Below are 25306 nucleotides of genomic sequence, written 5' to 3'. Positions count from 1 at the left end.
GAAAATGCCTTATTTAAAAGAAACTTACCCACGCTCCTGCTCTTGCTTTGCTATGGCTTTTTGCACCAACTCTAAAAGCTCGTTTACTAAAGGATGTTCACATAGCCTTTTTAGCTCTGACAAGATGTGAAGCAACTCTTTCAGAACTAAACGATCCGCCTTGCCGTAGTCCCAAATAGGATAAATGCAGTCTTTAAACATCTCACTGAATGACCTTTCTTTTGAAATTACCCTAACGATACCTTCTTTATTTCTAATATGGGTAACAGGATGATTTTGAAGGCGAAACGAAAAGAGTTCACCTAAGGACTGGAGGCTTAGAATAGCAGTACCTGGGTCGTTTATTCCGGGACTTAAGGCTTTTACCGCAACTTCCATTAATTGCTTTAAGCCATAGTAATAGTTAGATTTGATTTCTTGACCTCTATAAATATTAATGAACTTGCTAAGATCGTCTTCAAAGGTTTCAGGAAAGCTTTTATGGCCCTTTATTTCCAGTAAAGGATTGCCCCGAAAAACAGATGTACCTGAAGGATAAAGAAATGAAATAACAATATCTTCCTTTTGGCAAAAAGACAATAGTCCCTCATGTACAAACCCTTGATAGATCCCAGACTTGTAAGCAGTAATAATTGTACATTCGTTTAGATTAGAATGCCCTTCTGTATCACTCTTTGCTACACAGGTTTTTTCCATAGATCTTCTGGTAGTATCGTGTATTCTATGAATAATGGTTTCGTATTTCACCGATTGCGTAACATAGTGGAGAAAGTAGATGAAAAAGAAAATGTCGATTACTGTAAGCCCAATAAGGAAATAGGTACTAATTGCGGGAACATAGATTCCCGAATTAATTTCGCGAATGGTACTAAGTAAGAATAAAGCATACACAATAGTCCCAATATAAAAACCCAGCACGGTTTGTTGGAACCGGTTACCAATCAGTTTATCAATTACGCGATTGCTCATTTGCGATGCTGCCTGGTTTAGCAGTATCATCACCATACTAAAACTAAATACGGTAAGGGAAATAATCCCGCTAACAATAGCAGATATTATGCTCCTTGCAGTACTTGCGTCTTTAAGTGTAAGCCAGTATGCGTTTGATTTTATAGCTTTTCCAAATTCGGAAAAGTCAAACTGAACCATAAAGAAAGACAGCAATAAAAAGAAAATGGCTATTAAGGCAGGTATAAATGCTATACTGGCAATGGTTTGTTTATAAACAGTCCGTAGCCACTTTAATATTCCTTGCACCATACTCTTCCTTTCTTTATAGGAACTACCATAAGGCCAAAAAGTTCTTTTATAAAAGATAGCCTTAAAAAAGCGGAATCAGGTATTACCAGAAAAATTTAAGACAATATCCAGGAAGCCAATTAGCTTCCCGGTTTGACTATCAGTCTTGCTCAAGTAAGTTGATGCTTCTCATGGCAGGCATCCGCGCAAATGGTACAGGTTTCAGCGCATCTCTTACAATGTTCATCGTCATGTTTGCTGCATTCCTCAGCACACATGCGGCAAATCTCTTCACATAACAACAAGTACTGACCTGCTATTTGTGATTCTCTTTGCAATAGCCTCGCAGCCTGTATACAGATATCAGAGCAATCTCTATCTAAGCTGATACAGTTGGCCATCATAGCAACATTTTCCTCCCGGAGGCAAGAGGTTGCACAATGTTCGCATGTTAGAGCACAATCTAAAAGTTTTTGAATAAGCTCCTGCTGTTTTTGATTTTCCATAACCTTTAATATTAGATGTATTTAGTCAAGAGCTCTAATGACAGATTGTTTTCTTTAATTTTTGATGTCTATCGGAAGCCACCAAACCTACCCCCAACGTTTATTAAGCACACTGAGCTCTAGAAATCAGTTTCCGGCTTGTTCAGCTTCAACTCCTTTACCCAGATATTCCTGAAGTGAACGTTGTGCCCCTCTGCCTGTAATTTTAAACCTCCGGGAACATCCGTGATACCCTTACCTCCGTCATTGCCACCATCTAATCCTGAGTTCTCGCCCCCCCAAACCTGACTTATACGCTGATTGGTATGCACTTTCTTTCCATTAAAATACATCGTCAATAAAGGCTTTTCCACAAGTTTACCTCCTTCAAATCTTGCCGCCCGGAAAACAATATCATAAGCGTTCCATTTCCCAAGTCCGTTATAGGCATAATAAGGGGATTGGGAATCGTTAATTACCGCCGCCATCCCATGCGAAGTACTATCACCATCGAGGATCTGAATTTCATACCGGTTTTGCAGATAGACGCCACTATTGCCCCGGGGATTAGCAATTAAAAACTCAACATGTAAACGAAAATCCCGATAGGTATCTCGTGTCACGATGTCTGCCGCTCCGTACTTACCGCCTGCCGAGGCCGGATCATTACCATTAAGTACGGTACCATTACCTGCGGGATCCTTCACAATATACCATTTGATCGGATAAGTAGCTGAAAAACGGGGCCCTTCCCAGTAAATCCATTTGTTGTCAAGCATTTCCCGCGTCCCGTCAAATAATACCACAGCTCCTTTCGCAGGCTTAGTCCCAACTCCAACTTGTGCATAGGCAGCAGAGGCCAATACGCTGCACAAAACAAGGAGGAATAATTTTGTTAGTTTCATAATTGTTCTAGTGTGCTAATTCGATTTAAATGTACAAAAATCTACTATATCAGTATAATCAGATATGACCTTCATCCTGGCATTTATCTGCATTTTCTATGAACACCCAATAATTCAGGCGGCTTGATTCAATCCCTATTGTTATACGGTTCAACTTTCAGCTGAGGAGTGTCGTTCCCAAGAACATCCTCGTCAAATTCAATACGAACGGTCTTTGTCTCACCTTTAAGTAGTGAAAAATAACCATCACTGATAACAGCAGGAAGTATTTGTTCGCGAGATCTTGCTTTTAGTGCTTGTATACGGATTCCAAATGCTACCGATGGAGAAGATGCAGGGTTAGTGATCTGAGCATCAATAAAATATTTGCCATCTGCCTTCTTTGTCTTTGAATTCACTTTTAGATCTACCTTTTTTAATTGATTAAGGGCCGTAAAATCTTTCCTGTTACTGCCTCTCCAATAAAAGTTATCAGAGACCAGTTTTCCAGCATTATCCTTCAGCCGGAGTTTAATGAAGTGTACCGGGCTTAAGTCCTTTTCCTTCAGATTCCCTGCATATACTTTGAAATCCCACAGCGAGTAGCCCCACCATGAGCCTCGCTGCATACCCAGCATTCTAACGTACCTGCCAGTTATTTCCTCAGCAAAAAAGGCCTCCTGCATACCTACCCTACCCTTATCTGTAGTGTACACATCCCTCCATTGAACTGCATCACTTGAAACCTGGATCTTATAAGATTTCGCATATCCCTCTTCAAAGTTCAGCCCTACACCGCTGATAATCTCATCCTTACCCAGATCAACATAGATCCATTCTTTATCCGTGTATTTACTTGCCCAGCGGGTATCCTCCTTTGCATCTGTAACAAGGCCTGGTTCACCGCTTGCGGACGAAGAAGCTACAGCAGGTTTATTTAGGGCGAGATCAAGCTTTTCAGGATTCAAAGCAAGTTCAAATGCCTCAACCGCGGTATTTGAAGCTGAAGCAACTTTTACTGATCTGCTGTACTTTTTCACCAGGCTGCCATCCAGATTGTAAATATCGGCTTCCGCTATGAGGCTGGAAATATCACTTCCAGTCGTGTTGATCACTTTAATCGAATTACTTACCGGATTCCACTGGATGTGTAAGGGCTGGCAAGCGTTTTTTATTCCAAAATAGGCTCCTGTCAGATCATAGTAATAGTCATAGGTCTGCCAAATAAGGGAAGGGATTGAAGCATTGCTCATCCAGGTCATAACCCCCGAAGCGTCTTCCCACATATTATCCAGCCAGCCTTCATACATCGCTTTATTTGTCTCAATGTTGAGAAGCTGAGCCTTACGGCAGAAATCTTCTATGCCCTTTGCTTTGCCATAACGCGTGTTGATGTCTGATTCATACTGATCTGCATTCGCATTAAATGCCCATGGTCCAAAATAATGTTTTTCCCAAAGGTCGTTTCGCGGCCACCAGTTTTCCTTCGGCATAAACTTTTTGAAACTTTCTACATTCGTAAATACCGCGGTACCGATCTCTGTCCGGAATCCCCAACCATCTCTTCCTCCTAAACCCGTTGGATAAGGTGTAAAGTAGTATCTTGGATCCTTGTTGGCCCAGGGACCGCTGCCTGATAAATTGTCGTCATGTGAATTAGCCTGGTAATACCGATCGTTACCATCAAAATTCCTGATGTTCTCCTTAATCCAATTGTTTAAAGGTGCCTCAGGCCATCCTTCATTGTCTCCGCACCAAACGGCAACGGAAGGGTGATTTCTGAACCGCTTAATTTTCTCAATCACCGCTGTATTAAATTCGTTAATGTCCCGGGGCAGATTTGGATTTGAGTTCAACCAGAAATCATCCCAAACCATGATCCCATATTTATCGCAAGCCTCATAAAACTCTTCATCTGTGGTAGAGCCTACCCAGTTTCTGATCATATTAAAGTTCATTTCTTTATGAAGCCGGACTTTTGTATCATACTCTTTCCCCCTGCACCTCAGCATATATTCAGACATTCCCCAGTTTCCGCCTTTAACAAAAACTCGTTTTCCATTGATGGAAATATGGAGGACGTTACCGATGGTGTCGAAACTATATTGTTTAATTCCAAACTTCACTACAGCCCTATCAGATTCCCCCGTACCGTCCAGAAGTGTAAGGTTGCAGGTATATAAATTCTGCTCCCCATATCCGTTTGGCCACCAAAGTTTGGGACTGTTTATAACCAATTGCGAAAGCTGCCTTTTATCTAAGGTTACGGCCAAAGGTACATCTGCCTCGACAGCCACTTTCTGAGTAAATTCAATATTCCCAGGGGTAATTAATCCCTTAACATACGCTGTATGGCTTTTCCTGGAATGATTCAGGATATCAAAAGAGACCCTAAGATCCGCACGGGCATTTGTTGGCAGTTTTGTTTGTATCCAGGGATTCCCGATGCTTAAACTTCCTGTATTTGTAAGAAAGATCTTGTCCGTTATTCCCGAGTTCAGACCAGGGATATAAGGCATCCAGTCCCAGCCTCCGCTCGACACATAAGTCGGACTTGCCTGGTTTGCCATTGGTCTTCTCGGGATATCGATCAATACCGCTAACTTATTCTCTCCGTCCTTTAACACCACACTACTTACATCGAACTTTTTCCTGTCCATAAAGTTGTCAACAGTACCCAGCTTTTCACCATTCAGATAAACATCAGCCTTCCGGTTAACTCCGTTAAAATTCAACCAGATCTTTTCCTTGTTAAAAGAAACAGGCACTTTGAAACTTGTAATGTACCAGAAGGGCTTGTCGAACTTTGCCCTGTCTGTTTTCCAAATATTATCTGAAAAATTCGGGTCCACTTCGAGACCCTGATCAACATAGGCAGCATAAACTGTTCCCGGCACAGTCGCCTTTACCCAGCCGTTTTGTTGCGATCCGCTCTGAAAAAAGCTATTAACATTATCTCCTGCATCTGCCTGGGGTTTTACTTTCCAGCTCTGCCCCGCTTCACTTCCCAACGAGACACGTGATTGAGCCTGGGCCTGCGGAACCAAGCTTAGGGCTACAAATACATTGCATAAAAAATAAAGAAATATTAAATATTTACTCATCACATTATAATTTGATTGAAGCTGGCTTCTCAGCAGCAAAAGGTCCTTTAGTGTGTTCTACCCTAATTAAGAAGGTACTACTTCATCATCGGAAGTATTGATCAAATAATCAGCTAGCTGCAGATGTACTTTTGCTCCAAAATGCTGGGTGTCGAGCTTAAGCACTTCAGTAAATGCCTCTTGTGCCTGCGCAGATTTCCCTGCTCCCAGAAGTCCTAGTCCTTTTATGAAGGTGCAATGAATCTTATTCTTCAGCTTTAGGTCTCCTTCAAAAATTAGCAGATCGGGTAGAGATACAGCGAAATAATCAATGCTCACCTCATCACCGTCGTGACTTTCCCCATAAGCAATCAGCTTACTGAAGATGCTTCCAGCCTTGATCTGGTCCCCTAGCTTTTTCCAGGCCAAACCCTGATAAAAGATCATATCTGGCTGCTGATCATTGTAGAAAATGGCGGCTGACGGTTCATCCAATCCTTCTGTTGCCATTATAAAAAAGGCACGTGCCTGATCTGGTTGCTGTAAACCTTCGTAAGCGCAGCCCAGGTGATAGAAGATGTCATTCTCCTGAGCTCCGAATAGTTTGCCCTCACCAAGATTATGCGGATACGTTTGCGCCCGCAGCAATAGGACTATTGCTTCTGCAAACTGAGCTTTCGCGATCTTATCTTTAGCAAGCTCCTTGAGACTGTATAAGTACTGTCCCGAAGCTTTTCCTTCTCCCCCTTCCCATGGATGAAACTGACGCTGCATAATTAGATCCAGGACCTTTTCGTGCTCGCCAAGGAAGTTATAGAGCGATGCGATCTCCAGGTACAGATCGTCTCTTTGATATGCTGTCTCAAGATTCGTCTCAAGGAATTCTAAACGCTGCCTGGGATCTTTGTTCAGTCGTTTGTACAACTGGTCTAGTTCCATCAATACCCGTGCATCTGTTCTATCCAGATCAAAGGCTTTCTCAAAACAACTTAAAGCAGCTTCGGCATCGTTCCGTTTATTAAAATAAGCAATGCCAAGATTTCTGACTGATGTCGGGAAAAGAGGGTTTAGGTCCACAGATCGCTCCCAGTACTTGATCGCATCATCGTACTGCCGTTTATCATAGAAAAGGTTACCCAGGTAATATAATGCCATCGCATCATTTTCATTCACATCAAGAGCCAGTGTTAACGCTTTAATTTCTTCTAAACGGTTCGGAAAGCATAGGTAAGAACTGGCTGCAGACGCTCTCCTGAAGAAATTTAATGCTTCCTTCTGATCATTTAAATAATAAGAGAACGCTCCAAGAGAATACAAAACCATCGGGTTTGAAGAGTCCTCTTTCACTGCAAGTACCAACAGTTCCGTTGCTGCAGAATACAGGCCTGCTGAAGCATAGTCAAAAGCATATTCGAGCATATTTTGCTCATATCCCCGCGATAAGGCCAAAAGTTCTTCCTGAGCTTTCCGGAATTCTGCTTGCTGACCGCGTTGTTTGAAAATCAGCATCTTCTCGAAAAGCGCTCCAAGATTGAACCCATCGCGTCTAAGCGCTTCATCACAGACGGTGAGGGCATCTTCATCTCTTCCTAAATTTCTCAAAGCTGCAGCTTTGATCACATACGATTTGCTGTTATTCGCATTTCGATCCAAAGACAGTTCTATATGTTGTAACGCATCTTCATAGTTCCCCCGGCGCATATCAATTCTTGCTACCGAAAAATAACCGCTGTCTTTCCAGGCATTACTCCAGGTTGCTTTATAGAAAGCCTCATAAGCTTCATCATGCCTGTCGAGATAATGAAGACACACTCCCAAATTATAATAGGGCTCACTGTCATAAGGATTCGGATTTCTTTCCGTGCTGGTTTCTATCGCCTTCCTGAAATAAGCCTCACTTTTTGAAAACTGCCCTCTTCTTAAGAGCCACAAACCAAAAGCATTATTGCTTCTGATATCCCCGGGTTCCCTTTCCAAAGCCCTTTCATAATAAGGAACCGGGCTGTAAGTGGCATGACGATACTGTTCCAGATGCTGCGCAGTCAAAAACAGTTGCTCGTTACTTTCAATCTCATCTGGCGCTAAAGCAGGTTTTGCTGGCTCAGGAATCGGGTTTTTCTTATTTTTGGCCGGCTCATATTTGATCAGTTCCTTTCCCGAAGCTGAATAGATCGCTATAAACACCTCGCTCTCTTGAAATGATCCTGTAACTTCGATATCTTTCACATATACTTCCTCAGGACTTACCGTTATAACCGCTTCAGAAACCTTCCCCTTATAACTGGTCATTAAGCGAATTTCCTCGTGTTTAGAGGTGGTAAATACCTTCACTACGACCTTAGCATTTTCAGCAACAATTGACAGAAGGATATCTTTGGTAGCATTTTTCACTACGCCTAATTCACGATAAGGAAGAAAATACTGGGTAAAACACTTTTCTTCGTACGGCATTAACCAGGTAAAATCAGGCTGATTATCCGTAAAAACTCCAGTCATTAACTCGATATAAGGACCATCCTCGTCCGTAAGGTTCCTGTCCCATGCCTGACCAAAATCACTGTGCCCCCATGTCCACTGTTTCTTCCCGGGAGAAACGTGATGGTTCGCTACGTGCAATACACCTGCCTGGGAATCATGCTCATAACCTCCTACGAAATCATATTCTGAATTAATGGCCATGTAGGACGTAGGTACAGGGATATTTTTAAACATGGAGATATCAGTTCCCGGCGAATAATCAACTTTGTAGTAAGTTCCCGTTGCTATAGGAAATGTCGATACGTCCCGTTTGCCGTGATCGAAAACAGCGTTTACGTCGGGCGGAAAAACAGATTGATAATCATCGTTAACCTTCACTGCCGGATTAGCCCACCACAAAAATGTTTGAGGCATCGCTGTTCTGTTGAACAACTTTGCTTTAATTTCGAGATAAGCCTTATCGGGATGCAGGGTAAAGCCAGCCATTCCTTTCGTGTGGAACATTTGCTCCACTTCATTTACCCACACTGTTTTGCTGCCGTCAGTATTCTCTTCGATCTTAAAATCAATGGGATCAAAAGTACTCGGACGATGATGCTGAGGCCAGTTGAACTCAATTCCCCCAGAGATCCACGGTCCTGTTAAGCCAACCAAGGCAGGCTTAATTACCTGGTTGTAATAGATAAAATGCCTTTGCTTTATCTTGTCATAAGCCATCTGAACACGCCCTCCCAGCTCCGGAAGGATCATGATCTTCAAAAACTTATTCTCAAGATAAAGAGCATGGTATTCTTTATCTTCCTTTTCATCAAAGATCTTTTCAATTACAGGGTTTGGATAAACGGCACCGCTACTTCCCTGATAAACCCTTTTCTCAAAAAACATAGGGTTTTTGTCAGGCTTACCAATACCATAAGTGGGAATAATAACTTTCTCTTCCCAAACATTTACATATAAGTTTTCCATTATTTATTGTAAGGATTGATTAATGTCTTACCAGATTATGTTCAAGTTCTTCGAGCGTTTGCCCCTTGGTTTCTTTCACTTTGGCGAGCACGAAGAAGAAGCCTGCCAGGCATATGGCCGCATACAGATAAAAGGGCCCAAAAGTTCCGAGCTGTTCTGCCAGGATGGGAAACGTAAATACGAGGATGAAATAAGCCCCCCAGAGCGAAATAATAGCTACAGATGAAGCTGCTCCCCGGATCTTATTGGGAAAGATCTCAGAAATAAGGACCCACGTTACAGGGGCCAGGGAAACCGCATACATACAGATCGCCAGTAGTACAAAGATAGATACCGCTGCTGGCGGAAATTGATTTTGAAGAAAAAATGCCAGAATCAGGTATATGACCGATAAACCCACAGAACCGATCAGCATCAGGGGACGCCTTCCAAGCTTGTCGACCTGCCACATAGCCAAAAGCGTGAAAACAAGGTTCACAATACCTATAGACACGGTTTCAAACAACTGCCTGTCCAGGTTTGCCCCTACCGATTCAAAAATCGTCGAAGTATAGTTGAACACCACATTAATTCCGCATAACTGCTGGAACACCGCGAGGATGATCCCAACCGTTACAGCCGGCCTTACTCCTTTTTCAAATACAGCCTTAAAGGACTGCTTTTTCGCTCCTCTGAGAGATTGTTCTATTGCTGCACGGGTAGATGAAGCAAATTCTTCAGAACCTATTTTATGCAATACCTGGTTAGCTTTGTCTATCTGCCCTACCTTAATGAGCCACCTCGGACTTTCCGGTAACCATATAACTCCAATTATAAAAATAATGGACGGAACCGCGCCAAGGCCGAACATCCATCGCCAGGCATCAGGCCCCGAATCGGCAAGGAAGTAGTTTACAAGATTAGTTACCAGAATACCGATAACAACGGTAAGTTGATTAATAGCTACGTTCCTTCCGCGCACTTCCGCAGGCGAGATCTCTGCGATATACATGGGACATAACATTGAAGCCATCCCGACCCCAATGCCCGCAATGAAACGCAGTACAACAAAGGAAGTAAGACTACCAGCCAGGGCTATGGCTAAAGAGGAAAGGGTAAATATCAGAGCTGCGAGCATTAGTCCCGGCTTCCTGCCGTACTTTTCTGCCAGGCCCCCTGCCAGTAGACATCCTGCTATACAGCCCAAGGCAAGTGATCCTGTGAGAAACCCCTCCCATACCGCATCTAACATAAATTGGGACCGTAAGAAGGGAAGCGCACCGGATATCACGGCGAAATCGAATCCGAATAAATATCCTCCAAGAGCTGAGATAAATGAGATACCGATAATATAACTATTATCGAATTTTTCCTGTTTGATCATATCTAATAATTGGTTTTTAAAATTGCTTATTTTAACGGCTTTGACACATGGACGATTAGTAATAAAAAATGGACAATATTCTCTTAGGGAACACCGGATAAATAAAACCACGTTCAGCTTGACAGGCATCCACCACATTTGTAGCAATTGAATTTATACTACACTCTAACCAAGCCCCTATTTAAATAATTCCGACATAAATATTTAAAAACTAAAAGACGATATAGATTATATTATCGTTTTTACTTATCTTCAGGAAAACATAAAGACAAATACTTAGGTCTTTCAACGAAACTAATTTTAACCTCTTTTTACGTGCAGGATCAAAAGAAAGGAATTAAAGAAGGCTTTCTGGGACAGCGCTTATTTGTGCTGCCGCCCGAAATTCATCAAACCATCTTACTAAACCCAATAATTAACCGGTTTTACCTCACCGCGATCGGCCATTACCCACGCGCTAGTCAGCATGAAATTGAACGGGAATCAGGCTGCGATGAATATATTTTTATCTATTGTACCGAAGGAATTGGCTTCGTCACCCTGAACGAGACTGAGTATAAGATTGAACCCAATACGTTTTTTATAATTCCAAGGAATATAAAACACAGTTACAGGAGTGACCTGAGATCTCCATGGAGCATTTATTGGGTGCATTTCACTGGAGAGATTGCAGATTTAATATACAAGAGATTTCTCTTCAATGATGTGCCTGAAGTAAGGGCAATCCCTTTTGAGGAGAGCCGGATCACACAATTTGAGCAGATCTACTCGATCATCGACAGCAGCTACAAAGAGAAAGAGCTTGAAATAATGAACCTCAATCTTCTGCATTTCGTTACTTCAGTTATCTATTATAAGGAAGCTAATCCATCGATCTATGATACCGACCCGGTGAGTAATTCTATCAGGTATATGAAGGCTAATTTGCATTTGCAACTGGACATCGAAGGACTCGCCAGACAGGAAAAAATATCGGTTCCGCACTATTGCCGTATTTTCAAAAAGAAAACAGGCTCCTCCCCGATCAATTATTTCAATTATTTGAAGATCCAGAAATCTTGTCAGTATTTGTATTTTACGGATAAGAGCATTAAGGAAATTTGCAGTGAATTAAGTATTGACGACCCTTTTTACTTTTCAAGGTTATTTAAGAAGGTGATTGGAATGTCGCCTTCCCAGTATAAAAAGCTGCACAAGAAGAACAATTGATTTTTTTAAAGATCAATTGTTATAAAAAAATTTGAAAAGGATAACTTCTTCATAAAGTTCTGCCGGCTCCAGGATGGCCTGGGGAAAACCCGGCTGATTAGGACTATCAGGATAATGCTGGCATTCGAGGCAGATTCCACCAAATTCCGTTAAAGCTGCATTTCTGTTCCCTGGGAAATTGCTAGAAAGGTAATCGCCTGTATAAACCATTAGCCCGGGATAGCTTGTGAAAACCTCGAGGCTCCGGCCTGTTGTTTCCTCCTTTAAAGTACAGGCATGCTGCAACTCACCTGGTCCTGGCCTGCGATCCAGGATGTAATAGTTATTTACACCTGTCAGTCTGCCGTCGTTCATAACTAACTTATCGCTCAGCTTATCGGAATCAAATCGCCCGGCACCACATGGAATCACTTTACCACTTGGCAGGTAGTCCTCTCTCATTTCAAGCATTTTCCCGGCATTTACCAATAGGCTATGATCTGTAATATTATTATTAATCCCGGATAAATTGAAGTAAGAGTGATTAGTAAAATTAGCAATGGTCTTTTTATCAGAAATAGCTTGATAGGTGATTGATAGTTCATAACTCTCGGTCCAGGTATACTTTACTTTAAGTTCGAGATTTCCTGGGTAGCCGCCCTCTTCGTCTTCGCTGATCAGAGAAAAAATAACCGCATCTGACGTAATATCAATATTAAACACTTTTGAATTAAAGCCACTGAAGCCGCCATGATTGCTATTTAAGTTGTCGTTTGCCTCAAGGAGTACCTCCCGATCATCAAGGGTGAAACGTGCTCTGCTTATGCGATTTGCGAAACGTCCAACGGTAGAACCGATATAACAGGTGTCGGCGAGATAGGCCTCGAACTTATTAAACCCTAATACTACCTGACTAAGATCTCCACCGGCATCAGGCACCACGACCGATACAATGGTGGCGCCATAATTAGTAAACTCTACATAGCTTCCATCACTATTTTCCCATTTAACCAGGAATATCTCCTGATCATTATAGAGTCCCCAGCTTTTGATGCTGACATTTAAGGCCGTTACTTTCATTTCGATATGCGAACTATTTTTGCCAATACAGCATCTTTTTGTGGCACCACAAGGCTGAAAGAAGTTTCACCCTGCCTGATACTGGCAAGCACTCTGCCTGTTAGAAAATCTCTGACCTCGTAGTCTCCCTCTCTCAAGCCAAGATCGCTGCAATTAAAGCTCTCTTTGAAACTCCCATCCTTCTTAAAATTGAACACGGATACAAGTACCGTATTCCCGGGAAGGAAAAAAGACAATTGCTGATCCTGCACTGTACCGTCTGCGAACCGGAGCGGGGTAAATGCTTTCGGCTGCTTAAAAAATGCACACACATCTGCATTATTCATGTAGACAGCAGCTCGCCCAGACGCTGTTTTATTTCTCAGATCCGAGCCATCACCCATAATACTTCCCATTGTCATCATGCTATACAGCCTCACTTTCACTTCCTGCTCCGTTAAATCCGGATTCTTCTGAAAGTTATTCATGATCAGAACATCCATATTTGTGTACGGCCATAAAGTACCCTGCGTCCAGGTCATGTGCGAAGCTGTGATCATGGAAGAAGCGGTACTTCCATAATGAGGAAAGCCGGGCTGATCATCCCTCAAATGCGAGTAAACGTCTGTGGAAATAAACCGGGTATGCGCATATTGATGAGGAAACATAGGCGAGATGGCCATGGTAATAAAGATATCAGGTCCCATGACAGAATCTACCAGGCCTTTCAACATCTTCATTCCCTGGTTATAGGCTTGTAAACCTGTTCGTACAGATTTATCATAGCGCCTGCTGGATTCAAGGCTTCCGGCAGTCAGAAAATCAATTTTCAGAAAGGTGGCGCCTATTGTTTTCGCTTTTTTCAATTGCTGAACTACGTATTGACGCACTGCCGGATGAGTAGGATCAAGCGCATAGGCCGCCCAATCACCGTCCTTGTACGCTATGGGATTACCTCCATCATCTCTCAGAACCACATCGGCAACCGCATAGTCTGTTCCCTGTAATTTGTCGTTTGATATAGAATTTTTCCATGTCCATAACGCAAACGGAATGAAGTAAAAACCAATTTTCTGATTATTCTTCTGCAAGTAACTATTGATGGAGGCCAAAACTTTGGTAGAGTAAATGCTCTGATCATAAGAGTCAATACTGATCACCGGTTGCTGCTTATTAAAATTAGCAAGTTTTTTTAGCGTGTCTGAGATGGCATTTACGCCATCAGGCATCATAATTTTCGACCAGCCTAATACATTTTCGACACCAAAACTATTCCAGTAGAAAGGCGCCGGCTTATTCCATTTCAATCCCCCGGATACGGCGGAGTTCGCATCTCCGTAATCCCTGAACACCTTCCTTACATCCGCTGAAGAGCCAATAAATAGTAAAGGGCTTTCAATAGCCTGTCCAATCGCAGTACCATGCGCAACCAGGTCATGGGTACCATCGTAACCTCCTTGTTCTGCAGGAAGACGGGGATTGTCACTGCTGGAGGCACCTCCAAAAATCACAAGCGAATCGAGCTGCCCGAAACGATCAGAGGAATGGTACCGGATCCCGGTTTTCCAGAAATCATGCCTTAAACTTCCGATAACAGTGCCCGAATGAGAATCCTGATCATATAAAGAGATAAATTCATAGCCGGTCCCGGAAAACGGTTTAGCCCAGCTTTGGGTCAAAACCTTTACCCAATTATCATTATCAAATGGAACATCCAGAACCCTTGGGTTACGACCATGAACAATTGCCCTGCCTCCATCCGCAGAGAGAGCAAATGGGCTTATATTCCTTGACTCGATAGGGCCGGTCCGCGATTCCGCACGGCAACTTGCCACTATAAAAGACTTGTCCTTATAGACGGTAATGCTCTGTAACAACCTTAAAGGTTTGCCCTCGCCCTGATGGGTGATTTCAATGATACTTCCCTTTCCTAAAGCATCATTTACTTCCCTAACCTGGGCGGTATGAGAGGAAAAATCTACAGAGCGGAAAAAGCCACTATTTACTTCCTCTATGTAACACATAGTATTATTAAAGGAATTAGCGTGGGCAAATTTGAAGTCTACCGTCCCTCGCTTCGTGTTCAGCACCACCCTTACGGTTAATGAGGAAAACACCAGGCTGTCGGCCGAACGCTGTAATTGCTGCGCATAAAGCTCATTAACTATAGACGATAATATAAAACAGAGGGTGACTGCTTTTTTTACACCCGGGAAGTTAACCATAAAAGGCGTTTATCTGATTGAATATTGTTCTATTAATTAGTCACACCAAGCTTCCTGAAAAACTTAAGCTCGACAAGGTGAAGGTAATTTGTATTTCCCCAGGTATCCAGCACTTTAAACCTTAAATATCTTACATCGGGAGTTCCGGCAGGAAACACAAAAGGTTCGCCCGCCTCTGCAAATGCACGGTCTGCATCGCTGTTCTGACCCACTGGCTGACCTGAAGGCTTAAAGGAGTTGCAGGTCATTAGTTTGGTCCAGCTTTCCCAACTTCCGTCGGGATTGGGGTTATTGCTGCCCCAAACTTCAAACTTCTTTAAATTTCCATAATTAAACAGGCCCGAGATTCGTTGCCATAACGAAAAGCTCACTAAAGGCACATTTACACCTAAGTCGATACTAAACCATTGTGGCATGGAAGTTCCCGGCGTGTGAAAGCCAGGCTCCCCCGTATTATTATCCCACAGGTACTGTAACTCCCAGCCATACTCTGAGCGAATATCCGAAGGCAAACGAAAGGGCGCAATCAGAGCCCTGTCAAGCTCGACCGGCAGCTCTTCAAAAGCTTCCACGTTAATAGCGTCGGCTGCATCTTTTTCCGGCTTATATGAAGACCGGTATTGGATAGCTGTCCCTGTCTTATAGTTAGGAAGAGATATTGAATTACTTTCAGCTGCAAGCTCGCGTTCCTCTATCTGGTTATTGACATTTGTATAACGGATGGTTGTAGAAAAGTTCAGGCTATCCGCTTTACCGAAATTAAGCTCAACACTGCCGTCGTTTTTTCTTACAAAAGGGTTTGCTGTCTTGTAAGGACGATTGGTTAATGTAGACTGATAAACTGGACCATATACTCTTACGTTATTGATCTCCTGACCTATGGACTTGCGGCCTTCCCGGTCAACTGCTACAATCTGGAAGCTGTAGGCATACTCGTTCAGATTAGGTATTGAAACACTTAGGTCTTCCTCCGGATCATAAGAGGTAGCAGCGACACTCACAGAATCCTCGCCATTGTTCCAAAATATTATATATCTCTCAATACTTCGATCCGGGCTGGGATTCCAAACCAGTACCGCTCTTTGGTTTCCAGCGTAGTAACGCACATTACGAGCCAGACCGGGATAAACGATCTCCTCATCATTCAGGTAATCTTTGTAATCATCTGCATACTTTTCGCAACCAGTTAGTATAAACAGTCCAAAAAGAAGATTGGTAATGTAAAAAATACTTTTCATGCTATACTTTTTCATATATAAAAAGATTAACTATTGAGGACTTCCATAGACTGATATCTCCATGGCGTTTATATAGTCCAGCCCTCCCCACGTTTGCGTACATTCAAACCTTATGAACTTAGTCAGCGGAGAAGATGAAGGCATCTTAAAATTGATACCCGCTGCGGCGAAGGCATTATCTGCTGCATTAGCCTGGTTTCCTGGCAGCCCAGACGGTGGATCAGGAAAAGTGAAGTTTCCCATATTTACCCAGTCGCCGGCAACTGTCCCCGGATCTGAATTCTTCGGCAGTGCCGAATCCTGAGGATTATCTTTCAATGATCCCCAAATCGTGATCTTTCGAGGGTTCTGGTATCCAAACATGTCCGGCAATCTGTTCCACAGAACGAACCTGCTGATCTTAGCGGTAACACCCAGTCCAAACGTCCCTTGTTTAGTAGGTGCCGATAAGGTATGCCATCCCGGATCACCTAAATTGCCGTCAAAGAAATACCGGAACTCCCATCCATATCCAATGGGGCTATCACTTGGCAACTTATAGGTGTAAAATTTGCTCTTATCCAGTAAAGTTTCAAAGAAGGGCGTAAGCGTGGTATATCTTGTTGGGGACACATTGCCATATCTGTCTGTTGTATATACTCCAAATTTATGTTCCCTGGGATCAAATCCCCTTATTGACAAGTCTACCTTATCACCACTGATGTACTCGGGTTCCTGCTCTTCATACTTCCCGGTGGCATCATTGAACGCCATAAGATGAACTGAGACTGGTACCTTATTAGGATTAGATCCTATAAAACTTGCCCCTCCAAAATCAGGTGCAATTTCTAAGCCTTCATTGATCAAAATATAGTTGGGTGTTTTCGGATGTACTTTGACTACAATAGGATCTGACATGACATTTGCCCGGCTAACAGTGTACAGAGTGACATCATACTCCTTTTCCTCAGCAAAGCCTTCAGCTATGATTGTATCCCGGTAGTAACTTGTCTTAGACTCCCTTACCCGGCTATCATTGATGTTATAACGTGCCAGGATGTATAAGATATTTTTTGAATCGGGTAACTTATAAGTGATCTGAGCTGCACCATTCAGATTTTCCACTTTTACATCAGTAACCCCATCTGGCTTTGTTTTATCGGTTGATATCACTTCAACCGGAGATTCACTTTTTTTACAAGATGTAAATAATGCTATGATCATGAGGATTAGCATACTGTTAGCAGAAAATCTGAAGCTCGTACTTGTTCTCATTCTTATATTCTTAGTATTCATGATTTGCAAAAATTAAACGGTCTGCTACCAGTAAGGATTTTGGGTAAGATTCTCATTCACAATCACATCGAAGGTCTGAATAGGCCACAGGTAATCCTTCAAACCAAAAACAGGTATAAGGACTGTTTGCGGACGATAATAACTCGCAGCATCCTCTTCAGTGATGTTCCAGCCTTGCAATGGCCTGCCTAAAACACCCTGCAATTCTTTCCAACGACGGAGGTCCCAACCGCTCTGGCCTTCAAAACATAATTCAATCCTTCTTTCCTGGTGAATGATCTGACGTAAGCCTTCTTTAGTTTCGGGCTTACCAGGATTCTTGGAATAAGCAGCCCAGGACTCTTGTATACCTTTTAAGCCGGCTCTTTCCCTCACCATATCAAGATATTTAAAGACTTCTGCATCAGGCCCCTGAACCTCATTCAGCGCCTCTGCATAAAGCAGATAAAGACCGGCTAAACGAATTAAAGGCATTTTAAAATCTGCCGGAGTGAATGACTCGTCCATGTTCGTCAGGTAGTTAACCAGCTTTTTAGGCCAATACCCCGTAATATTTGTTGAGTTTAAACTCTTAGGACCCGCAATCGCAAACTGGCTTCTTGCTTCAACATGGTACGCCTCACTCTCTTTTGTTTTGCCATTTCCAAACCATATCCCCCCATCAAAAGCAAGACTGGCGTAAAAACGTTTTTCTCTGTTAAAGTGAGCCTTGGCCGTTTGATAATCCTGTTTAATATAATGCTTGTTCGCCTCGTCGCCCGGCAAAGGAGTAAAGCGATCTGCATAATCCCAATTTTTATCTTCGTTAATAGGAACCCCGTTATTGGTATAGAACAATTCTGTTGTAGAGATCGGAACAGCCCAGTTCGACGGATAGGTATTGGCCATACTAACAGCCTTGGATGTCAATTTAGGAATGGTATATCCCTGATAATTAAATCCATAGTTCAGGGCCCAGATCAGCTCCGGGTTTTCTTCCCATCTCCTGGTAATTGTAGTTTGGAGAACAAGAACGCCCTTCATCTCAATCGAGGCCTCCGCGACATTGGTTGTCGGAACCTCTTTGTTTAATTTAAGACCTTGTGCCTCGCATTCCTCTATTGCAGCTTTACAGGCATCGGCAGCGTCTTTCCATTTATCGGCATCATAAGCTACAGGAAATAAGTTTCGTCCAACCTTATCCTTAAAATTAGCATAATCAGGGTTTCCATTGAATAAAGGACTTGCTGCTGTAGCAAGCATTTCTGCCTTAAGTGACATTGCCATAAATTTCGTGATCCGGCCAAACTCCCTTGTCTGATTTTCAATTACAGGGGGAAGGTCAGGAATAGCTTCGTTCATCAGCGACAGCACATATTCAAAAGATTCATCAAGGGTAGCCCGCTTACGTTTGGTAGCTTCTAAGTTAACATCAGTCGGATTATTTTCCTTGATCAGAACTACCGGCCCATACATCCTGATCAGATAATAATGATAAAAGGCCTTCAGAAACTTTACTTCAGCAATCCATCTCTTCTTTTCAGGCTCTTTCAGATCTATTGGCTCATCAATATTTTCCAGCATAATGTTACATCTTCTGATGGCCTTATACATAGACTGTGCATTATTGCCTGACCAATAATTCAGTATCGGATCTGCCGGCGTTTGTATCCCCCTTATCAGGTTAAATCCCGATTCATCGAAAAAACGAGTTTGAAGAATAGGATATATAATTTCAGAAGAAGTTGTAAAGCCTGGATTCTTCGTTACATCTGCCAGCTGCTGCATAGTTGAATAACAGCCGAACAGGTAGTTTTCGGCCTCATTGCGATTTCTGAAGGCGTATTCAAGAGTACCCACATTATCCGGGACGATGTCTAAATATTTTTTACATGATATGCTTACCGTACAAAACATTGTAAAACAGATCAGTTTGTAGTATAATTTCATAGCTTAATCTTTTCGCGGTTATAGATTCACGCTTAAACCCACATTAAATACTTTTTGTATAGGATATGCGAAACCGTTTCCTCCCTGCTCCGGATCCCACATCTTGAATGAACTAAGTGTAAATAAGTTCAGACCGTTAACATATAGCCTGCAGTTGTTTACGTGCATTCTGCTTAGCAGCCGTTTCGGAAGGGTGTATCCGATCTCAAGTGATTTTAACCGTAGAAAGCTTGCATCGCGAAGCCACCATGTACTCGATTGTAAGTTATTGGCGATTGCCGATGCATCGGTACCAAGCCTTGGGTATTGTGCATAAAGATCCTGATTCTCTTCAGACCAATGACTGTCGGCAAACTGCTGCAAAACCTGGGTATTACCGTAAATGTACTTTTGAAAACTTGGAATAAAAGGACTTACCCTGGTAGGATCAACAAAAAATGATACGCGCGATTGTCCCTGAACGAAAGCAGAGAGGTCAAGGCCCTTAAACCGGGAAGAAAACCCAAAGCCAAAAACAATCTCCGGAGTTTGCGGATATCCCAGAAATACCAGGTCAAGATTATCGATTTTTCCATCTCCGTTCATGTCGCGATACTTTATGTCGCCGCCACGAGGCGTACTCGTATACTTGTTTCCCCATTCGTCCTGCACAGACATGATCTGAGAAGGCGAATTGGCCACTTCTTCATCGTCTACAAACAAACGCTCAGCGATATAGCCATAGCCCCGGCTGATAGGCTGCCCGATAAAATGTCTCCAGGGCTCCGCGTAATTCGGTTCCTCTATATAAGTATACTTATTAGTGGAATAAGTGAAATTACCCCTGAATGAAAGACCAAGGCCACTGGCGAACGATCTTCCATAATCTGCCGATAGATCGATACCCTTTGAATCTACCACACCAAGATTTGTAAACACATCAGATTCAAGCCCCTCAGTTACGGGAATATCGCGCTTGCGCAAGATATTGTACCTGTGATTCTGATAAACTTCTGCGATAACACTCAGATTGTTTAACAAAGTAGCCTCTATGGCCAAATTGGTTTGTCTAGACGTTTCCCATGTTATACCAGAATTTTCATAACTTCTTATGAACACACCCTTACGTTCATATTGATTATTAAATCCAAATTGAGAATAGTTGGGACCAGTAGCCAGGTCTACGTCTGAAAGATAGAAGAACCTTTGGTCGCCGATTGCGTCGTTACCCACCAGACCATGACTTGCCCGGATCTTCAGGCGGCTGATCAGGCCGTTTTGTTTCCAAAATCCTTCATTAGAAACGACCCAGGAACCACCGATCGTTGGGAAAAAGCCAAACCGGTGTTCTTTTGAAAATCTTTCCGACCCATTATAGCCGAAGTTAAATTCTGTGAAATACTTATTCTTGAAGGAATAAGTAAGCCTGCCGGCAAGCCCCATATTCCTAAAGGGCAGGGAGTATGGCAAAGTGGTAATGTTGAGTCTGGGATCTTTAGCACTGGAGTAAACAGTAGACTGCATCGTACCGATCAGGGTTGAATTGATATTATGGTTCCCCAAGGATTTGTTATAATCCAGCGCCCCCTGTAAATACACGAACGTATTTGCATTAGGTTCATTCCTGGAATAATTAAGATACTCAGTAGCTACATTATCTCCGGTTGGCTGAGGATTTAACCAGGTAAGCGTATACTTATCCTCAAGCCTGTCGTAAGAACCAATGTTGTAATAAAAAGGGTTATAAGCTGTTTGAGAATCAAAATACGAATACCTGTTCGTATTGAATATCCCCCTGAACTTAAGCCCGCTGGTTACAAACTCGAGATCCTGGTTTAATTCAAACTGTGCGGACATTCTTGATTCCGAAGAATTTTTGTGACCGCGTAGTAAGGCAGCGTAAGGATTATTATATAGAATGGAATTATTGCTTGTACCTCCGGCTGTACCGTTGTTCCCAAACAAAATGTGTTTAGAGTTTAGATTTGCTTCGTCTGCAGGATAAAAAGCAGGAAACAGAACCGGGCTTGTGTGAACCGCCACGTTATAGAGATCGGACGCAAAAGAGCCGTCGACCGTGATAGGGCCGTTATATTCACTAAAGGTACCAGAGAGTCTCACAATAGCTTCGGTAGTTTTGGTGATATTGACATTCACGTTAGACCGCAACTGGTAGTTCTTAAACTTCAGACCATTGTCGTTGTTATTGCGGTTATCTGTTTTCAATACCCCGTTGTCCACATTATAGGTACCCGTTATGTAGTACTTCGCGACGCCGCCGCCGCCGCTTATGCTTAGGTTGTTTCTTTGGGTTGTGGCGGTCTTCCTGAATAGCAGATCAAGCCAGTCGACCGCCGGATAAACATATTGATTACTCCCTGGAGCACTCTCAATTGTAGCTTGCGTGTTCCGTATCTTCGCAGGAGAAAAAGGCAAAGGAAGTTTTGGGTCTCTTGTTAGGGTAGCTTCATTATACAGATGCATATACTCTATAGGATCAACCAGATCAAGTGTTTGCGTAGATTGAGAAGACGAGAACTCCGATCTGAAATTGATCTTCGCCGGCCCCTCCTTTCCTTCTTTTGTATTTACCAGGATCACACCATTTGCTCCCCTGGCTCCGTATAATGAAGTAGCACTGGCATCCTTCAGGATCACGAAACTTGCGATATCATCCACCTGAAGTCTGGCCAAATCGTTGGCCGTCAGCTCAACATTGTCTATCAGGATCAAAGGATCCCTTTTGTAACCGAACGTAGTGACTCCCCGAATAAAAAATGAGGCATTATCCTGTCCCGGCTGACCGCTTCGCTGATAAGCGATCACCCCGGCAGCCTGGCCTGCAAGAGCTGCTGTAAGGTTGCTGGCCGGAATTTTCAACTCACCTGGTTTGATGCTCGTGACCGATCCCACAAGAGCCTCCTTTCGTTCCTTTTTCCCGAAAGCTGTAATTACAACTTCATTGATCAAATTCGAAGATTCTTTTAAAACTATAGTCAGTGTTTTTTTAGCTTCATTAACCACGATCCGTTGTTCTACAAATCCAACGTAAGAGATCTTAAGCGCTGTTCCCGATGGTACTTCCAAAACGAAACGGCCGTTCACATCTGTACTGGTTCCTAAATTTTTTTGGTTCTCTGCAACAATAGCAACCCCGATCAAAGGCCCGCCCACCGAATCCTTCACAGAGCCGGTAACAATGATCTTTGGAGGCGTCTGAGCGTAAGCCTCAGAATAAATGCCTGAAAAAAACAACAATAAAATAACTGAGGCACTGGACGTCCTGACCAGAAACCCTGTTGCTAAAAATGTTTTGAGCGTATAAATTGCCTTCATAAAACTTGGTTAATAATCGATTTTTTGGTTCAGCGGCGAATTTGTGTGACAAGGATATGCTATAGTTTAAAAAATAAGAATTACTTATCCTGTTAAGAATTGATAATGCATCTCATAAAATCCTTTGAAAATTGGTTTAAATCCTTCTATTTAAATAAAGTTTAACGTGTATCTATTATTTCAATCACATACACTGCCTCTCAAAATTCAATCAATACGGTTTATAATTAGTTTAACCCTATTTCTTTAGCAAGAACGCCTAACCAGGTGCCAGGCTTCAAAAGAAACAGGTAAGTATTTTAATACTTATCTATAGTATAAAGTTACAGAGAACAAAAGCGATTCAAATGGATAAAGAACATCAAACAATGGACAATATTATCCTTATTTAAGGCTATTTAACCTCTGAAATTTTTAGGATCACGCTTGTCCTTCCTGAATTTACATCAGGGTTGAACCCTATTTTCATTAAAAAATCTCCGCTATAAGAAATGTCAGTACTTAAGGTCGATGTAGTTCCCGGATATAGATTGATCTCTGTTAGCCGGTATTTCTTTTTAGGATCGAGGCCCTTCAGCTTAACAGGCAACCTGCTTCTTTCCCCGTAGCGGTTATTGACCAGGTAGTTAAATAGCACTCCTTCTGCTTTGCGTTCGTCTAAATACAGCATAGACGCTACACTGCTTTCCTTCGGGTGTGACAAGCGGAACTGGTCGCCATGCCAGATAATAGATTTAAGGTCATTATAGTTACTTATGGCTTCCTGGCAAAACTTCAGATCATTCTCCGGAAGTTTACTGACCACTATGTCAAAGCCCAGTTTGCCCATCATTGCTACATCCGTCCTAAACTTTATCGGCTGTTTTCCCCAGTCGGTAACGTGATTGGTAGAACTAAGGGCCGGAAAGAAATAAGAGTACTCCCATTGCATAAAAATGCGTTCTAAAGGATCTGTATTATCACTAGGCCAGTATTCTGTAAAATATTGTAAAGCGGCATAATCTACACGTCCCCCGCCGCCCGAGCATAGCATCATAGGTACTTTCGGATATTTGGCCCGGATCCTTTCCAATACTCTATAGAGCCCTCTCATGTACTCAATGTAAAAATGAGACTGGTTTTTAAGATAAGAAGAATGCGCGTTGTAAATTACCGCATTACAATCCCATTTTATATATGCAAGCTCCGGGTTTTTCGTAAAGAGGTCGTCAACAACTCCGTAAACAAAATCCTGTACCGTCGGGTTAGCCAGATCCAATACAAGCTGATTTCGAAAATAGTATTCCTCCCGAACAGGTTGTTTTACAACCCAATTAGGATGCTTCTCGTAAAGCTCGCTTTTCGGATTTACCATCTCTGGTTCAATCCAGATCCCAAACTTGACTCCATTATTTTTTGCTTCCTTGACTAGCGAAGAAATTCCGTTAGGAAGCTTCGTCTTATTTTCCTTCCAATCACCAAGCCCCGCCCTGTCATCATTCCTTGGATATTTATTAGCAAACCAACCGTCGTCCAGAAGGAACAGATCAACTCCCAGCTTTTTCGTATCCTTAAGAAGCTCACTAAGTTTATTCTCATTGAAATCGAAATACGTCGCTTCCCAATTATTCAGTAAGGTAAGACGATCCCCATTTCCATTTAATAGCTTATAATTTCTTGCCCACCTGTGCAGTTGCCTGCTGGCCTCCCCCTTACCTTTGCCTGAAAGAGTATATAGAAATGCCGGGGTAACGAAAGCCTCTCCTGCTTTCAAACTATAGGGGGATGCATAGTTGTTAATTCCAGCAATTATCCTCAGATTATTAAGATGATCAAGTTCCAGATCAATACGAAAATTTCCACTATATTCAAGCGCGCCGTACAGCACATTGCCTTCATCCTCAGAGGCTGGCTTATTCATAGAAACCATGAAAACGGAGGGCTGGAATAAATTGGCCCGGGTGCCGAGTTTTGAATCAAGGGTCTTTATACCATGGGTGAGCTGCGTCTCTTCAGCCTGCATCTCTTTTGCCCAGTCTCCATAATACTGACGTAGCCAATAGCTTTCTGCTTTCATTACCAGGTTAGCCGAAGCATATTTATGGAGTATTACATTACCTCTCTCATGATGACGGATAACGCTCCACTGCTCCACAACGTCTTCGTTATAATACGACTTATAGTGCAGGGTCACTTCAAAATTATATACCGGATCTTTCAGATGGACCCGCAATTCAGAAACATTTTCATCCAGCTTTTTCAAGTCATGACTTACATAGCGCAGGTCCAGCGAATTATTTCCGTCCGCATGAGTGACTGTGATGGCAGGTTCTACCAAATTCCGTGACCCCGAAGCAGTATATACAGAATTCAATACGCCGCTATAATCATTCGCCAATTCTTTGGCAGATGATATACGTTGGTATTCCGTTTTATTTTCCAGTCTTTCGCCCAAATAGGCAATACGGCAGTCCCTTTTCTGATCGACCTCTAGTACCATCGCAGTGTTTCGTGTTTCAACCGGCATTATCGTCTGAGCATTCGCCGTGAGAAGCCCCGTCAAAACAAGAAATGGGGTCAATAAAAGATTCATCAATGAA

14 protein-coding genes are annotated in these 25306 nt (G+C 42.6%); 1 reads left to right on the top strand and 13 read right to left on the bottom strand.

Features of this window, described 5'->3' with window-relative positions; genetic code table 11:
- Positions 1–24 precede the first annotated feature (24 nt).
- The 6 genes from J3P37_RS21295 to J3P37_RS21275 form a co-directional block, all read right to left on the bottom strand.
- Positions 25–1260: a DUF2254 domain-containing protein gene (locus tag J3P37_RS21295; RefSeq protein ID WP_256013702.1), complete on the bottom strand. Its 1236-nt coding sequence runs from the start codon at positions 1258–1260 to the stop codon at positions 25–27.
- Between the two features lie 149 nt (positions 1261–1409).
- Positions 1410–1745: a four-helix bundle copper-binding protein gene (locus J3P37_RS23240; RefSeq protein ID WP_500793330.1), complete on the bottom strand. Its 336-nt coding sequence runs from the start codon at positions 1743–1745 to the stop codon at positions 1410–1412.
- Positions 1746–1864: 119 nt separating this feature from the next.
- Positions 1865–2629 carry a 3-keto-disaccharide hydrolase gene (locus tag J3P37_RS21290; RefSeq protein WP_256013701.1) on the bottom strand — a complete coding sequence of 255 codons (765 nt, stop codon included), beginning with the start codon at positions 2627–2629 and terminating at the stop codon, positions 1865–1867.
- Between the two features lie 128 nt (positions 2630–2757).
- Positions 2758–5712 (bottom strand): glycosyl hydrolase 2 galactose-binding domain-containing protein, encoded by a 2955-nt coding sequence (locus J3P37_RS21285; protein ID WP_256013699.1) that lies wholly within the window; start codon positions 5710–5712, stop codon positions 2758–2760.
- Between the two features lie 66 nt (positions 5713–5778).
- Positions 5779–9135, bottom strand: a complete 3357-nt coding sequence (locus tag J3P37_RS21280; RefSeq protein WP_256013696.1) for a DUF5107 domain-containing protein — start codon at positions 9133–9135, stop codon at positions 5779–5781.
- 19 nt (positions 9136–9154) lie between these two features.
- A complete protein-coding gene (locus J3P37_RS21275) occupies positions 9155–10498 on the bottom strand; it encodes a sugar porter family MFS transporter (RefSeq protein WP_256013693.1) in 1344 nt (447 codons plus the stop codon).
- A 315-nt stretch (positions 10499–10813) separates the two neighbouring features.
- On the opposite strand from J3P37_RS21275, the gene J3P37_RS21270 reads away from it, so the two are divergent.
- Positions 10814–11707, top strand: coding sequence for an AraC family transcriptional regulator (locus J3P37_RS21270; protein ID WP_256013690.1), 894 nt, complete (start codon positions 10814–10816; stop codon positions 11705–11707).
- Between the two features lie 12 nt (positions 11708–11719).
- Here J3P37_RS21270 and J3P37_RS21265 read toward each other — a convergent pair whose 3' ends face one another.
- The 7 genes from J3P37_RS21265 to J3P37_RS21235 form a co-directional block, all read right to left on the bottom strand.
- Positions 11720–12766 carry an aldose epimerase family protein gene (locus J3P37_RS21265; RefSeq protein WP_256013687.1) on the bottom strand — a complete coding sequence of 349 codons (1047 nt, stop codon included), beginning with the start codon at positions 12764–12766 and terminating at the stop codon, positions 11720–11722.
- Positions 12763–14970: an alpha-amylase family protein gene (locus J3P37_RS21260; RefSeq protein ID WP_256013684.1), complete on the bottom strand. Its 2208-nt coding sequence runs from the start codon at positions 14968–14970 to the stop codon at positions 12763–12765. The genes J3P37_RS21265 and J3P37_RS21260 overlap by 4 nt, the downstream gene beginning before the upstream one ends.
- A 32-nt stretch (positions 14971–15002) precedes the next feature.
- A complete protein-coding gene (locus J3P37_RS21255; protein ID WP_256013681.1) occupies positions 15003–16208 on the bottom strand; it encodes a DUF4998 domain-containing protein in 1206 nt (401 codons plus the stop codon).
- Between the two features lie 30 nt (positions 16209–16238).
- The gene (locus tag J3P37_RS21250) at positions 16239–17462 is read right to left on the bottom strand and encodes a DUF4959 domain-containing protein (protein ID WP_256013678.1); all 1224 of its coding nucleotides are present in this window, start codon (positions 17460–17462) and stop codon (positions 16239–16241) included.
- Positions 17463–17507: 45 nt separating this feature from the next.
- Positions 17508–19412 carry a RagB/SusD family nutrient uptake outer membrane protein gene (locus tag J3P37_RS21245; RefSeq protein ID WP_256013675.1) on the bottom strand — a complete coding sequence of 635 codons (1905 nt, stop codon included), beginning with the start codon at positions 19410–19412 and terminating at the stop codon, positions 17508–17510.
- A gap of 18 nt (positions 19413–19430) precedes the next feature.
- Positions 19431–22727 carry a SusC/RagA family TonB-linked outer membrane protein gene (locus tag J3P37_RS21240; RefSeq protein WP_256013672.1) on the bottom strand — a complete coding sequence of 1099 codons (3297 nt, stop codon included), beginning with the start codon at positions 22725–22727 and terminating at the stop codon, positions 19431–19433.
- A 394-nt stretch (positions 22728–23121) separates the two neighbouring features.
- Positions 23122–25299 carry an alpha-galactosidase gene (locus J3P37_RS21235; RefSeq protein WP_256013669.1) on the bottom strand — a complete coding sequence of 726 codons (2178 nt, stop codon included), beginning with the start codon at positions 25297–25299 and terminating at the stop codon, positions 23122–23124.
- Positions 25300–25306: the final 7 nt, after the last annotated feature.

The sequence above is a fragment of the Desertivirga xinjiangensis genome, assembly GCF_024436435.1.
GTDB classification, from domain to species: domain Bacteria; phylum Bacteroidota; class Bacteroidia; order Sphingobacteriales; family Sphingobacteriaceae; genus Desertivirga; species Desertivirga xinjiangensis.
Note: the sequence above shows the minus strand (reverse complement) of the source record. Positions and strands in the feature narration are given on the sequence as shown.